The 14,861-nt window shown below is 40.7% G+C and carries 14 protein-coding genes; 3 read left to right on the plus strand and 11 right to left on the minus strand.

The features are described from left to right. Window positions 1–106 precede the first annotated feature (106 nt). From LC574_RS04185 to LC574_RS04225, 10 genes are all read right to left on the minus strand, one after another. The gene (locus LC574_RS04185) at window positions 107–766 is read right to left on the minus strand and encodes a hypothetical protein (protein WP_229451631.1); all 660 of its coding nucleotides are present in this window, start codon (window positions 764–766) and stop codon (window positions 107–109) included. Between the two features lie 317 nt (window positions 767–1,083). Further along, window positions 1,084–2,415 carry an ATP-binding protein gene (locus tag LC574_RS04190; RefSeq protein ID WP_229451632.1) on the minus strand — a complete coding sequence of 444 codons (1,332 nt, stop codon included), beginning with the start codon at window positions 2,413–2,415 and terminating at the stop codon, window positions 1,084–1,086. Between the two features lie 162 nt (window positions 2,416–2,577). Further along, window positions 2,578–2,703 carry a hypothetical protein gene (locus LC574_RS37765; protein ID WP_267871404.1) on the minus strand — a complete coding sequence of 42 codons (126 nt, stop codon included), beginning with the start codon at window positions 2,701–2,703 and terminating at the stop codon, window positions 2,578–2,580. A 349-nt stretch (window positions 2,704–3,052) separates the two neighbouring features. Beyond that, entirely contained in the window at window positions 3,053–4,033 is a 981-nt protein-coding gene (gene cofG / locus LC574_RS04195; protein ID WP_229451633.1) for a 7,8-didemethyl-8-hydroxy-5-deazariboflavin synthase subunit CofG, read from the minus strand. 86 nt (window positions 4,034–4,119) lie between these two features. Beyond that, window positions 4,120–4,881, minus strand: coding sequence for a beta-carotene ketolase CrtW (crtW, locus tag LC574_RS04200; protein WP_229451634.1), 762 nt, complete (start codon window positions 4,879–4,881; stop codon window positions 4,120–4,122). A 527-nt stretch (window positions 4,882–5,408) separates the two neighbouring features. Continuing rightward, the gene (locus LC574_RS04205) at window positions 5,409–5,600 is read right to left on the minus strand and encodes a chlorophyll a/b-binding protein (RefSeq protein WP_229451635.1); all 192 of its coding nucleotides are present in this window, start codon (window positions 5,598–5,600) and stop codon (window positions 5,409–5,411) included. 611 nt (window positions 5,601–6,211) lie between these two features. Then, window positions 6,212–6,661, minus strand: a complete 450-nt coding sequence (locus tag LC574_RS04210; protein WP_229451636.1) for an SRPBCC family protein — start codon at window positions 6,659–6,661, stop codon at window positions 6,212–6,214. A 19-nt stretch (window positions 6,662–6,680) separates the two neighbouring features. After that, entirely contained in the window at window positions 6,681–6,869 is a 189-nt protein-coding gene (locus LC574_RS04215) for a CPXCG motif-containing cysteine-rich protein (RefSeq protein ID WP_012411100.1), read from the minus strand. A 146-nt stretch (window positions 6,870–7,015) separates the two neighbouring features. Next, a complete protein-coding gene (locus LC574_RS04220) occupies window positions 7,016–8,521 on the minus strand; it encodes a radical SAM protein (RefSeq protein ID WP_229451641.1) in 1,506 nt (501 codons plus the stop codon). Beyond that, window positions 8,500–8,880: a hypothetical protein gene (locus LC574_RS04225; RefSeq protein WP_229451637.1), complete on the minus strand. Its 381-nt coding sequence runs from the start codon at window positions 8,878–8,880 to the stop codon at window positions 8,500–8,502. Before LC574_RS04225 ends, LC574_RS04220 begins: the two co-directional genes overlap by 22 nt. Window positions 8,881–9,254: 374 nt before the next feature. Between LC574_RS04225 and LC574_RS04230 the strand changes: the two genes are divergently transcribed. Continuing rightward, on the plus strand, window positions 9,255–9,749 hold the full coding sequence (locus tag LC574_RS04230) for a quercetin 2,3-dioxygenase (RefSeq protein ID WP_229451638.1): 495 nt from the start codon (window positions 9,255–9,257) through the stop codon (window positions 9,747–9,749). A gap of 510 nt (window positions 9,750–10,259) precedes the next feature. Here LC574_RS04230 and rpsD read toward each other — a convergent pair. Continuing rightward, window positions 10,260–10,868 (minus strand): 30S ribosomal protein S4, encoded by a 609-nt coding sequence (gene rpsD, locus LC574_RS04235; protein ID WP_109010946.1) that lies wholly within the window; start codon window positions 10,866–10,868, stop codon window positions 10,260–10,262. A gap of 465 nt (window positions 10,869–11,333) precedes the next feature. On the opposite strand from rpsD, the gene LC574_RS04240 reads away from it, so the two are divergent. Both LC574_RS04240 and LC574_RS04245 read left to right on the plus strand, forming a co-directional pair. Continuing rightward, window positions 11,334–12,023 carry a hypothetical protein gene (locus LC574_RS04240; protein WP_229451639.1) on the plus strand — a complete coding sequence of 230 codons (690 nt, stop codon included), beginning with the start codon at window positions 11,334–11,336 and terminating at the stop codon, window positions 12,021–12,023. Window positions 12,024–12,436: 413 nt separating this feature from the next. Next, window positions 12,437–14,861 (plus strand): CARDB domain-containing protein (locus LC574_RS04245; protein ID WP_229451640.1); only part of this gene is annotated, 2,425 nt, incomplete at its 3' end.

The raw sequence follows: 14,861 nt of genomic DNA on the forward strand, positions 1-14,861 counted from the left end.
TCCATCCCCATCAGGATGCGATCGCAGAAAACGGTTGCATGGGTCAATTTGAAGTACTTGCTGAAAGCAACTCTCAAAATTCTGTTAAAAAGTCCTGACAATATTATTAGTAATTCGTAATTAATTCTTGAATTTTTATGATTTCTTGAGTTCTTTCTTCCGGTGTTAGAGCGAGATATTTTTCATAATTCCCATCCTGGAGTATACGTAATGATTCTTGCTCTACGATTTCTGAATCTATAGGAAATTCAAACAACCCCGAACGCCAGTCAAAGAAGTCGGGAGCGCGTTGAATCAAATATTTTATCGCAAATATAGGTAACAAAAACACAAAACAAATATTAAAGTTATCTCTAAAACGTTCTCGTTGCTGATTGAGATTAATTAAAACAGGTGGTACACCTTTCCAACTATATGAATAAATATCTTTACTATTCCAGCCTGAGAATGCTTTACACTCTTCATATTCATACAATGAATATTCTAATCCTGTAATAAATAAAACATCTATTTTATTTTGATTATCTAAATTTTCAATTATTTTATATAAATTAGTAACAGCGTCTTTTAATCGTAAGACTTCAATATTTTTATCGTTAATATCTTCTTTCACTTTGGCAATCAACTGCTCACCTCTAGCCGGAGAACAACGGACAAATAACAAGCCAAAGCCTTCTGTGAAATTAAGAGTGCGAACTAAAGCTTGATATTCTTCATCTCCTGCTACTGGTAAATCCTTATCCCAATTAGTTAGTCGTAGTGTCATAATCTGAGGTAAATAATACTAAATATTAGATTTTATATATTTGTTGATCCCCCCTAACCCCCCTTAAAAAAGGGGGGATAAGAGTCTTAAAGTCTCCCAATTTATCGTGGAGCCAGTGCGGTCTTCTCCCAAGGGGAGACGCCAAGGGCGATGGGGGTTTCCCCCATGAGCAACTGGCGTGGATTTAGGGGGATCTCCAAGGGCTAGGTGTATACAAAAAAACTTTTCAGACATGCTCTTAGTTTAATTACGAATTGCGTAAAGCCTGCGGCATAGCTTTGCTTAAAGCGTAGCCCATTGCGAATTGCGAATTGGTTTCATGACGGGTACAATTGATTATAAGTATCCTGGAATTCGTTAATACCTTTAATCAGGGGATGGATATCATACCAAACTTGACTTCCTCCCTGCTCATTTAAATAACGATATTCCAAAATACAGCGATTAAATAGTAAACCTCGATACAGTTGGTCGTTTTCTATCTGTTTAGAATGATACACTTTTGCCAGTGCTTCCCATTCATTGGCAAAAACAGTATTTCGATAAGTATTTCGCAACTCACTAAGCGATCGCTGTAAAGCTCTGGTAGGAATAGGTAAGCTGTTAGTGTATTTAATAGCTTCCTTCATTAATAATAATAAATTTCGCACATGACCCCCACTCATCAGGCATAGAATCTCTAATGCCTCCCTGTTTTCAAACATATCTACGATAGATAAACTAGGGTCTATTAAAGTCAGACGTTTTTGCAGCAGTTCAGTAACTTTATTAATGCCGCGTTGGTAGTTTTCATTATTAGGAGTTTGCACCATAATCATCGGCAATACCTGAGCATTACCATAGATATTTGCTACATTTGCTGCTTGGCTAGAATACAGCAAAGAAATTGGTACTGTGTAAATCAAATGGCAATCTAAGGCTTTGAGTTGTTCGTTGCGGTCTAGAAAAATTTGGTCGTGATTGCTGCGTCCATCTTCTTGAGGTATAGGCACAATCCGATCTAGGTTGTCAGCAATTAATACTAGTTGAGAATATCCTGAAGGTAAATGCTGTTTTGCATCTTTAATAAACTGATTCAACGCCTCAATCAATTTGATTGTGTGCGGATTGACTTTCTCACGAATTTTCTGGCGTTGGCTGGGTTCGGCTCTCAAATTTGCTGTGATTTTAGCAAACTGAGAAATTTGTGCTTCTACACTTAAACTTTTTAAAGATACCTCAGTCAGCGCCAAATCCTTTAAATCTTGCCAACGTTCTTCTAACCAGTTCAACAAAGTGTTAGGAGAGGCGCTATCTTTTAATGCTTCTAATAAGTGGCGTGTACAAGCTAAGAGAATATCTGTATATTGAGCATCTTCTGCATCAATATCTTCTTCATCGGCGGCAAAATAGACAACAAAGCAACCTTGCTCATCTAAGTGTTTCTGAAGACGCAGCAGTTCTGTTGATTTACCTGCACCGCGATGACCTGCATAAAGTTGACAAGTCATTCTGTTAGACAACAAAATCTCTCTTCCCACCTCTACCAAGATATCCCCATCTCCGCGCACTTCTGTACAATCGACATAAGCGGGATCTCCTGCGGGTAAGGGTCGAAATGGGTCAAAAGAATTGTACAGCCGCTTTAAAAAGGCAAAATTATCCTGCATAATTTAGAATTTCCCTGTGTAGCGCTATATTAACCCAAACTCACCCAGATAATTGCGCTCAAAGTCAAGTCCAGCCCTACATGGACAAAGCTTGCTTACACAGGCTCAATAATATATGTTTGGCAAGCTGTCCTTTAGAGGTTTATGTTTTGACCCCCTATTTTACTCATTACCGGAGTTCAAAGACTCATTAATGAGTATCAAAGACTCATTAACGGAGTTCAAAGACTCATTAATGAAGCTCAAAGACTCATTAACGGAGTTCAAAGACTCATTAATGAAGCTCAACTACTCATTAATGAAGCTCAAACACTCATTAATGGAGTTCAAACACTCATTAATGAAGCTCAACTACTCATTAATGGAGTTCAAACACTCATTAATGGAGTATAGGACTCCTATTTGATTTTTGAAAAAACTCCGTACAACTCGAAAGGTCTGATTCCCTACTCCCTACTCCCTACTCCCTACTCCCTACTCCCTACTCCCTACTCCCTGCCTACGCAAATAAGTTCAAAAATCAAATCGGATTGCTATAGGTTGGGTTGAAGAACGAAACCCAACGTAAGAGCGGGGTTTGTTGGGTTTCGCAAAGCCTCAACCCAACCTACGAATATTCTTAACTACTTCCCTGTTCTTACAAAAGAGAAACTGGGGTTAGAGTTTTTCGCCAACGCTTCACTGCTGTTTGTAATTCACCCGACAACCAGCTATCAAATTGCGGATAAATCGGTAAACGCGCCACCAATTCCCACCCAGCAGGTTGTAAAATTTCTCTTAATGCTTGTTCTTGAACATGAGGATAATCGGGATTCACTTCATCTTTTGGGCCAATTCCACCTAAATCTCGCGCACCAGCTTCGATACAAGCCAGTAACCAGCAGTTATCTTTAACTAAATTAGGCGGAATTTGAATAGTAATATCTGGCGGTAAAATCTCACGCGCTTTAGCAATTACTTCTGGTAATTCATGGGGATCAAAAGGTGGTACATCAAAAGTTTGCTGATGTCCAGGACTATGAGGTTGCAGGATGACTTCTTGAATGTGATAATAACGTTGGTGCAAGTTAGAAATAGCTTCCAAAGTTTCCCACCAATCATTTATAGTTTCTCCAATTCCCAACAGTAACCCAGTTGTAAAGGGAATCTGCAACTCTCCCGCCCATTGTAATTGTTGCAGCCGTACCTCTGGTAATTTACTTGGTGCGTGCCGATGTACAGTATTTAATAATGTTGGCGTTAACTGTTCTAACATCAGCCCCATTGAAACATTCACACGTTTCAGCTTTTGCATTTCCTCAAAACTTAGGGGGCCTGCATTGGTATGCGGTAAAAACCCCATTGAAAATGCTAACTCGCACAAATCATAAATACGCCCAAACCACGCCTGACGCCTTGGCGAATGGGGATGCACTTCACCACTGAGGATGAGAATTTCACAGACATTTTGGCTTTGAAGTGGCTTTAAAATACTTTCTGCATCTGAAATACTCATCCAGGGACTTTTACCCGGTTCGCTGCGAAAGTTGCAGTAACTACAGCGATTAAAGCACTCGTAAGTAGGAACAATTGTATAAGCAGGGCTATAGGTGACAAGACGAGAATTATTAATTGGCATAAGTAGGATAATCTAAAAGAATGCCTTGCTCAAACTATATAGATTACCGTGTGATTCTTGTTGCCATTATATTAGATAAACAAGAACTATTTTGCTTTGTAAATTTCTGGTAACTGCCACCAAGAAATATAGGGATATTCGTGATGTTCTTCGTGGTAGCCGAAATGATAGCATGTGATAAATGACCACCAAATTGGACGGCTAATCGTTTGGGCGCGATGAGGCTGAATATAACCTCCTATAGGTTCGCTGTGGGGTAGAAAAGTACCAAAATAAAATAATTGGAATGAACTTAAAAGCGAGGGAATCACCCAAAAGTTTGTTAGATTAGCATGGGGTATATCAAGGATGTGATTAGCAAAGTGATAGATAATAGTCAGAGCAATCATTTGTCCCCAACTCCAGTAACCCTTCATAAAATGAAAATACCAAGCAAAGAAATTTTTGTGTTTCCCATTATGGAAATCTGGGTCTATTTCACTTGCTGGATTGTGGTGATGCACCCAATGTTTTTGCAATAATTTTTTATAGGGTAAAAGACCATAAAGAGATAGGGTTAATGTCCCAAAAAAATGATTAATTTTGGGGTTCTGGGGAAATACTACCCCATGCATGGCATCATGAGATGTAATAAATAATCCCGTATATAAAAATGTCTGCCATAGTATTATAGGCAATAACATCCAAAATTTTAGCTTGGAAATGTCAAGAGAAAGTAATAAACTTAGGCTAATGACCCATGCGCTAACAATGACAATAGCAATGAAAAGCCCCTTAAACTGAGATTTACTTCTCACTACTGGAGTCAGTTTTGTTTGATGACTGGGTGGTTGTTCTAACTGGATCACGCTTTTCCTCCGCCTAATATTGAGGTGAAAATTCCAAAAATATAGTCATGACAAAAACAACTAACCGGGAAATCTGTTAGTGGTCAATGTTTTACAGTGGACAATGCCAATGAGCGAAAATATGTATAAATATTAAGATACTTTAACTATTATTGCACAAGCAACTGCTATTCTAAAAACTGTTTTCGGTTAGAAGGTTGAGTAATACAAGTAATGACACTGGAAAGCTTAGTATCTAGCATAACCAGTGCATTTTCTTTGATACTTTTGGATATAATCTAAGTACAGCTTTGCGTAAAATCGTGGCGAATTGAGGGTTGAAATTTAAACGCAGAGGGGAGGGGGCGCGTTGCGGGGGTTCGCACGCCACTTGCTTCAAGCAGGTGTTCCCGTCCAACGCAGTGGCTCCCCGTTGTAGCGACTGCCGTCGCGCAGAGGTAAGCGCAAAGGTACGCAGAGAATTCGCTACGAATTAATGAAATGTTGTACTAAGCCTGCAACAAAGATGGTCAATAATTAGCGGGGGTTTATGGAATGAGGTGAAGTACGTCCCGCACTACGCTATAACCATTGAGATCCCAAAGTAGGTAAGCTAGAAAACCGATCATAGCCAAGCGACCGTTCCAAAGTTCAGACTGAGGAGTTAGCCCAAGATCACCAGCATTGCGGTCTTTGCCATTGTATGCAGTTTCAGTTTTATCACTAGGATAAAGTGGCATTGTTAAATTCCCTTAAGAAGCTAATTACTTTGTTCATATTACTTAACTTACCCATTTGGCGCTATCTGTCTCTAGTTTCAAAGTAGAAGCAACTCTAAAGAATGAAATTTTAAGGAGTTTAGGAAATATTTATCTAACAAAAGTTCAATAATAGCTTTTATTACCTATAGAACAGAGGTATAGTAATCCGCTTTGATTTTTGAAATTATTTGCGTAGGCGGGGAGTAGGGAATAGGGAATAGGGAGTAGGGAGTAGGGAATCAGGCTTTTCGAGGTGTACGGTGTTTATTCAAAAATCAAATAGGAATCCTATATTTTTACCAAACAACTGCTAATCAGAACTTGTAATATCACTAAAAAACTATTTTGGATATGATAAAAAATCTAACGAAAGTTACAAGGTTTCTAGAGTGTTATTAACCAGACGAATAAACAGTAAATAGGTTTTTCAAACTTAAAGTATGACTCCTACGATACTGATTACAGGTGCGATGGTTGGTTCGGCGAATTTCTCGCAAGCTTTGTATTGCTTGTTTCCTGTTTGATAAAGTGGGTTTCGCGGCAAGGGTTGAAGAATCAGGATAATTAATTTTTGCTACCAGCAGATTCTGCTATTGTGACTCACATTCTCGTTTCGTTACATAATGGCGATAGCGAAACATAGCTTCTAGTTGCACTTGCACTAACCAACCACTGACAAATTCAACTGTTCCTCCACCAGGCATAGAAAAGGAAATAGCATCAGTCAGCCTAGTTTTGTCAGCTTCCGGTTCAAATTCATGTCGATGTACCCAAGATTCAAAGGGTCCAGATATCTGTTCGTCGGTAAATAGGTGATATTTTTCACATTCAGTATGACGCGCTAACCAAGTTAAGGGTAATGGGCCGAGAAACAGGCGAAATTCTGTGATAGCGCCCACGTTCAGTCCCCCCTCACGACGAACCACTTGGACTGGCTGCCAAGGTGGATTCAGCAGTTGCAAAATATCTGCCCTTTCGTGAAATTTCCAAACTACTTCTGGTGGGGCATTAATTACTGAGGAATGTTTAAAGTGCAGCATGGAAAGAAAAACCTAAAATTCAACTTTCGGATTCTGTATCAATCTCGATATCTAGGGTATCTTCATCAACCCGAACATACAAAATATTTGGGTTACAGCAAACTTGACAATCTTCAACATAAGATTGCTGTCCTCCAGCACTCAAATCAATAAAAGTTAAGTTGGGTTCGCCGCAATAGGCGCAGTAATACTCAGCTGTGTTTTGCATCAAGTTTTCAGCTATGAATTCAATGGTATTGGGCATTGGGCATTGGGCACTTGTACTGAGCGAAGTCGAAGTATTGGGCATGGGGCATTGGTTATTAATTCTCTCCCCCTACTTCCCCTGCCTCCCCTGCCTCCCCTACTCCCCTATTACCGAGTCCCTCCCAGTAGTGGCTGTAGTTCCTTGGGGGATGGGTTGATATAACTCTGAGCTTCAGCCAAATGCTTTAGTAGTGTAGACTGTGGCAGAGGCCCTTGCAAGTGGCTCCAAGGTAATACTTGTTCTGTTGACCAATCAGCGTGGACGTAGAAATCTAAATCGGGGATTTGTCCTTTGAGTTGTTTGAAAGCACGTTTGTAGCTACCCAAGGAGTCGCCAAAGTCACGAGTAAGTTGGAGGAGTTGGGACACTCTGCGATCGCCTCTGGACAACAAAGCCTGTATAATCGACCAATTATAGCTTTCTGGGCGAAACTCTATTCCCTGTGGTTTTAGCTGTTTTTGCAAAAACTGCAACCGCTTTTCGGCTTGGCGATTTACCCCAAACCATTGAAACGGTGTGTGTGCTTTGGGTACAAAGGTGCTGCATCCGTATGTTAACCGTAATCCCGGCGCAGCTTTTTTGATATTACGCATCATCGCCACAGTTTGCTCTAAATCCTCTGCTTCTTCACCGGGAATTCCTGCCATTCCGTAGAGTTTCAAGCTTTTTAATCCGCCAGCTTTGGCATTTACCGCCGCTTGGATGATTTCGTCGTTATGCAGCTTTTTGTTGATGATTTGCCGGATTTTCTCGGAACCACTCTCTACTGCAATGGTAAGCGATCGCGTGTCTCGTTTCGTCAAAGTTTCTGCTAACTGCACTGTTACAGTATTGGTTCGGACTGAGGAAATACTGAGACGGACATCATTGTATTTTGGCTGACTAATATAATCCAGCAAAGTTTCAAACTCTGGGTGTTGAGTGACTGAAGCGCCCAATAATCCTAGCCGATTTGTGACTTCTAAACCTCTTTCAATGGCTGGAATTAATGAACTTTCAAGACTGGCTGTTCTAAAAGGTAGTGTAAGATAACTCGCCAAACAAAAGCGACACATTTCTGGACAACTTCTCACCACTTCCACCATGTAAATATTTTCCCATGCGGCTTTTTCGGTGACTACAGTTGATGCCGATAAAGTATTTCCCCGATAAGTCTGCTTTTGCACCACTGCGGGAATTTCTGTAGAAATTGGTTTAATTGACTTTATTTCACCATCTCTTGTGTGATATTCCACCTCATACAAACTGGGTACATAAATTCCTGGGATTTGTGCAAGTCTTTCTAGTCGAGTTTGTCTTGAGGCATTTCTGACTTCTTTGTACGCCTCAATGAAATTTCCCAGGAGGTTTTCGCCATCTCCCAGTAAAATTACATCAAAAAAATCTGCAAAAGGTTCAGGATTCGCTGTGAGAACGGGGCCACCACCAAAAATTATTGGATGAGAATCATTACGAGAAGTTGCCAGAATGGGAATTTCTAAAGATTCCAGCAAATTTAAAATATTCACATAATCCAGTTCCCAGGAAATTGAAAATCCCATAATTTCCGGGGTTCTGGGGAGTTGTTCGTGAGTATCTGTAAACAGGCGACTCACCTGCACATCATCACGCATTGCCAAAGTTGCCAAACTCGAAATGCAGTGTAAAGTGTACCAATAATTACCACTAAACTTGGCAACCAAACTCTACTGACTATTTGTTCAGTGACAATTTGGATAATAAGAACTAGCAAGTAGAAGCCAAAGATTTTGCGAATTTCAGGATACTTAAACCAAATAACAAACGTAATTGTAGGAACAATAAGCCCAATAGCGATCGCTAACAAGATCCAAACTCGAATAAATCTCAGTCCAGCATCGCTATAGTTAATCATTTGACTAATTGGTAATATTCCAATTGAGGTTAGCCAACCCACAAGTATTACTACTAGAGTTGCCAGTACCATAAAGAGGAATGTCGTTTTCCAAGTCATTAATTGTTTGCTCCACTAAGCAATTGAGCTTCAAACTTCAACGAACGTCGGTTAGAATTGGACTTTGGACAAAAGAGGTAATAGCTTTTATGAAATCTCTGCCTACTGATGGTGTTATCTATCCATTGTCCCAAGATATTATAGTGCCATTGAGTCAGCAAGCACTACAAATAAAGAAATAATTTGAGCGATCGCTTTAAATTAAATCATTTTTAGCATTAAAGCTAAGTGTCCTACTTCCTTTCCGTACCAACAATCGTAGGAAGCCCATTGCAGCTTAATTACTCGACTTTTTAATCATAGCTAGGCTGTGTTTTGTTGATTTGTGCAAGCGGCGCAATCTGTTTGTCATAAAACTCAGGAGATGATTGAAAATGACAATTAATTATGGAATATTATCGCAACCAGGTGAAGGTGATAGTTATTCAGTAGCAGGTGATGTAACCACCTTTAAAGCTACGAGTGAACAAACAGATGGCAAATATGCACTGTTTGAAGTAGTACTTGCACCCCAATTAGGCCCGCCGCCACATATTCATAGTCGAGAAGATGAAGCATTCTATATTCAAGAGGGTTCGATTGAGTTTTATCTTGATGAACAAACAGTTGTGGCAACTTCCGGAACATTCTTGCATTCTCCTAAAGGCCAACTCCATAGTTTTAAAAATATTGGTTCTGTACCAGCCAAAATGCTGATTTTGGCTACCCCAGGTGGACTAGAAAAGTTTTTTGCACAAGTCGGAACTAAAGTAGAAAATTCGTCAGTTCCACCGTTACCCATAACTCAAGAAGCCATAGACCGGATATTAGCAACTGCTCCCGAATATGGAATTACAATTGTTCTTCCTGAAGCTGATAATTCTCCATAAAATTGTGGCTTTGATTCAAGACCGAAAATAATTAATTGGATATTTGGCAGGGCAAGAATTTTTACTTCTCTGCACAAAATATAGAAGAGAAAGTGCCAACGAACGATTTATCCTGTGGTCAGAATGTGAAAGTGATAGATGGTTCTACAGTGACATCTTCACACTAAATCAATACAGTTCAGTTAAGAAGAATCGTAGGTTGGGTTGAACTTTAGTGTTACCCAACAAAGCCTTGATAATGTTGGGTTACCCTACGGGAAGCCCCTTTGGATCTACGTTCCTCAACCCAACCTACACCAGTTTTATTTTTTAGCCTTAACCCAAGCGTATTGCACACTAAATAGCCGACCTCAAAGGAAAAATAAGGGGTATGCTTGAACACAGACCCCCATACTAATTATTCTTAATTAAAAATAAAAAGTGTGAGCAGAGGTTTCGTTTGTTCTGCTCACACTTTAGAACTTGCCCTTCGCAAATAACTAAGGACAAATGACTAAAGACAAATGACAATTACGCTTGTCGTGAGTAGTATTCCACCACAAGTAGTTCATTAACTTGTAGTGCCACCCATTCCCGTTCAACAACGCCGTTGACTTTACCAACCAACTTATTTTTGTCAAACTCCAAATGACTAGGGAGGTTTGCCAAACCGGGATATTGCAAGTTAGCTTCCACCAACTTCCGTGATTGTGCGCGATCCCTGACCGCAATTTCTTCACCAGGACGGCATTGGTAACTGGCAATATTAACCACACGACCGTTAACAGTTACGTGACCGTGATTTACCAGTTGACGGGCTGCTGGGATAGTCGGGGCTATACCCAAGCGGAAAACGGTATTATCCAAGCGCATTTCTAGCAATTGCAACAGCACTTGTCCGGTAGAACCAGTAACACGTCTGGCTTTCCGCACATAGCGCAGCAATTGCTTTTCAGTCAAACCGTAGTTGAAGCGGAGCTTTTGCTTTTCCTCTAAACGGATAGCATACTCAGAGCGTTTTTTACGGTTCTGACCATGCTGACCAGGCGGATAAGCGCGTCTGGCGCTTTTACGAGTTAATCCTGGTAAATCGCCCAAGCGGCGTACAATTCTGAGGCGTGGCCCTCTATATCGGGACATGAGTTTCCTTAATCTAATCCTGTTTAAACTTTACCCAAACATTCCATTTTGACATTCCCCTGATAAAAAATCAGGGAATTCTTGGTTTTTTGAGGCTGCTTGCCTTGGTATGACGTATCCTACCAAACTAGAGGCATCAACTTTTGTGCCAGTTGCTTTAAGTCGATACCGACATACTAGCTTCCAAGCCTGAATTCCAGCCTGTCACGCCGTACTCCTGCCAATAAGTTTTTTGTGTTTATTTAGTTTCGTAGGCTACTCAATCATCAGATTGGTTTACGCAGTATTCTTACTCTGAAATACTTTTTACGTTGCCTACTTATCTTTCAAACAGTTATATTAACACAATTTCCGGCATAATTAATTATGTCTATACCTTGCTACCGCCGAAATTCTTTAATTACAGAGGATTTTTAAGATATTTGAGTTAGCATAACTTTGGGTGTTTGGAGAATGGCAACGTCAATGAGCAATAAAGCGGTTAATAGAGGTAAGAACAAACAAGCCAGTTCCACCTCCAGGATTTTAACAGTACCAGTTTTGGCTATAGCTGGATGCTTGGCAACGATCTTACCAAATACAGCGATCGCTGCTTCCTACAACAATGATTATAGTGTCTGTGCAGGTCGCCTTTTGAGCGTGGGTGTAACGGCAGAAGCGGCATCACAAGGTTGTGCAGCAGCATTGCGTCCAAGGGATTTAGCTGCTTGCGTGGTTAAAATTGATAAGGAAACCCAAATTGCCGCGACAGATGCGCTTTCTTCTTGTGGGAGGGCCCGGCGTCCTGAGGAGTTAGCTACCTGTGTAGTTGGCGTCAGCTTAAGTACCAAGGAAGCAGTTAATCTGGCAGTTCTAGATTACTGTGGACGTAGTTTGTTACCCGTGCGCTTTGGGCAGTGTGTGGTTGGCTTGCATAGTCAAATCGACTTTCCCGCTACACAGGCGTTAGATACTTGTATCAGTGCTGATGATAGTGTTATCGGTGCTTCATCTTCGTCTACACCGTCAACTATAATACCTGCGGGTTCAAGTCCAAGTTTAGAGACTACCCCATTTCCAACGCAACCGAGTGTTCCAACGCAACCGATTGTTCCAACGCAACCGGTTATTCCAACGCAACCGATTGTTCCAACGCAACCGGGCGCGACGAATTAATTACAGTCCTTTGTAATTGACTGAAAATACAGGTTAATTAGTAGGGTAGAAATTTTAATGCCCACCCTACTAATCTGTCAAGTAAACTTAACGCGAAACGGGCGCTTAGAAACCGCTTCTACACAAACAAAACCCACCTCCGTGGGTTTCAAACCCTTAACAGTTATCAAGTATCCGCATTATCAGTTATCAGTTAAAAATTGATAACTGTTCACTGTTGACTGTTGACAAAGCTGTTAGCTATTAGCTATTAGCTATTAACCCGGTACATGCCTCGCCCCTCGTGGGCGAAAAATTAATCTTGGGGAGGTTAATACCCCGCTCATATTGGGCGGCTTGTTTAAAACTAATCGCAAGCTCGCTAACCGCTAATCGCTTTTATTGCACAAAGCGGCGGTAATCTAGATTTAGAGTTGTGGGATAGCTCTGGAGTAACACTAGCCCGTGGGGTTGAAGGAGCAAAAAATGTCAGTGAATACATCAGCGGTTTTGTAGCTCCAACATCAGGGACGTATTATGCTCGCATTATCGGTCAAGCAGGGCAGCAGTACAATCTCACCGTTACTCGCAGTGCAGATTACGATTTAGAACCCAATAATACTCGTAGTCAGCCTCAGCTTTTAACCACACCTCAAGTGCTAGGTGTATTGGATACAGCACCTTTGACGATTGAACCAGATAACTTCACTGCTGGTACTATTATTACCAATGCCATACCTGGCGTTACCCTATCAACAGAAGGATACTCATCAACAGTTACTGCTCAAACCTCTTCTTACACATCTACTGGTAGCCGTGTCTTTAGCTATGGTGGCAGCAATGATTGGAACTCAAGCTCTGGGTGGCTACGAGCCGATTTCATTAATCCAGTAGAAATTGTCTCAATTGACATTATAGGTGATGACACCAGCGACCCAGGTATCCTTCAAGCATATAACGCCAGCGGTCATACAAGAGATGATGGTACAAACATCTTGAACCAAATTACTGGTGTTAGCGGTTCTGGTACAAACTTCAAAGTGACTTTCAACTCTCAAATTGTCCCAGGTATTTACACTATGGTTCTTGGCCCTGACATTCGAGATGTCGTGGGTAACCAGATGGATCAAAATGGTAATCGCATTAGTGGTGAAAGTGGTGATATATTCACCGCTAGTGTAAACCTGCTGACGCCAGATTTGAAAGTTGAAACAGTAGATGTTCCTTCTACTGTTTTCTTAGGACAAACTATTGATGTTAACTGGAGAACTAGCAATATTGGTACAGCCAGTGCAACTAGAAATTGGGGAGATCGCATTTGGTTTTCCAGAGATACATTCAAGAGTAATGACGATCTGCTGCTGTTGACAGCCGATGATTATAACAACTCCATCGTTGCTGCTAGTGGAGGGGATTTCACCCGCACTGTATCCGTAAAATTGCCGACTGGGATTCTCAATACTAATGGTTCTTACTATATTATTGTAGAAACTGATGCTTTTAATAACCAAGTAGAGTCAAGCGAAAACAATAATGTTGGTGTAAGTCAAGCTATTACTTTTTCACCAACATCACAACCAAACTCGTTATATTTCAACGATTTTGAGTCTACCGCTGGTTCTGAGTGGTCTACAACAAATGTTGACAATACTTATCCCAATACTTTCAGTCGCTTTCTTGGACGTTTCAGTAATGAAAATACAACATTAACCCTCAACACTACTCCCGGAGGAACTTACCGTTTAGAGTTTGATTTCTATGCTCTTGATTCCTGGGAAGGTAACAATACATCCTCTGGCCCAGACTATCTTAATATTTTTCTTAATAATACACAAGTCTTTAAAGAAACCTTTAATAATGTTCTCGGCAATTCCCAAACTTATAACCTTGAGCCAAACTCTGGTAGCGTAAATAATCTTGGCTTTAGTTCTGCGGTTGACTCCATCTATCGCGCTATATCCATTATCTTCACAGCTACAGATTCAACTACGCAAATTCGCTTTGCTGATGGTGGTTTGCAAGGACTGAGTGATGAGTCTTGGGGAATTGATAATGTCCGGGTATGGACTGACCAGACTGCTAACATCTCAGACTTGAAAGTTGAATCCGTAGCAGCTCCTTTAGCTGCATTGTTTGGTCAAAATATTGATGTCAATTGGCTAGTCAGTAACATTGGTAATGTTAACACAACAACAACTTGGAGCGATCGCCTTTGGCTTTCTAAGGACACGAAACTTAGTAGCGATGATATTCCATTGCTCAGTCAAGTGCAAAATCAATTTGCACCTCTGATTGCTAATGGATATTACACTAGCAATGCCACCGTCACAATATCATTCGCTGATATCTTACCTTATGAAATTGAGGGCAATGATAGCATTGCCACTGCTAATGACTTGTCACCCAATTTCGCTCCAAGTGGAACCAACACCTATGTTGCGGAGCTTGGAGGTGAAATCTCAACTTCCTACGAGGGAGACTTTTTCAAGATATTTGCTTCTCCTGGGGATACAATTACTCTTGACCAATTTCGTGGCTCTGGCACGCTGGGTGATACATATCTATATCTCTACAACAAAGACGGTCAAATACTTGCGGCTAATGACGATTACTATGGTTTAGATTCTCACATAGTTTACACCTTTGCCAATTCAAATAGTAACTATGTTGGCGATTACTACATTCGTGCTGGTGGTTACAGTAGCCGTACTGGCACATACACACTCAAAGCAACTCTACAAACGCCTAATCTAATTACTTCTCGACCCAAAGAAGGCACTTATTACATTCTGGTTCAATCAGATGCTCCCGGCAATCAAATAGAGTCTGATGAAACAAATAATGTTAACTACAGCCAAC

This window comes from Nostoc sp. CHAB 5715 (genome assembly GCF_020829685.1).
GTDB lineage: Bacteria > Cyanobacteriota > Cyanobacteriia > Cyanobacteriales > Nostocaceae > Nostoc.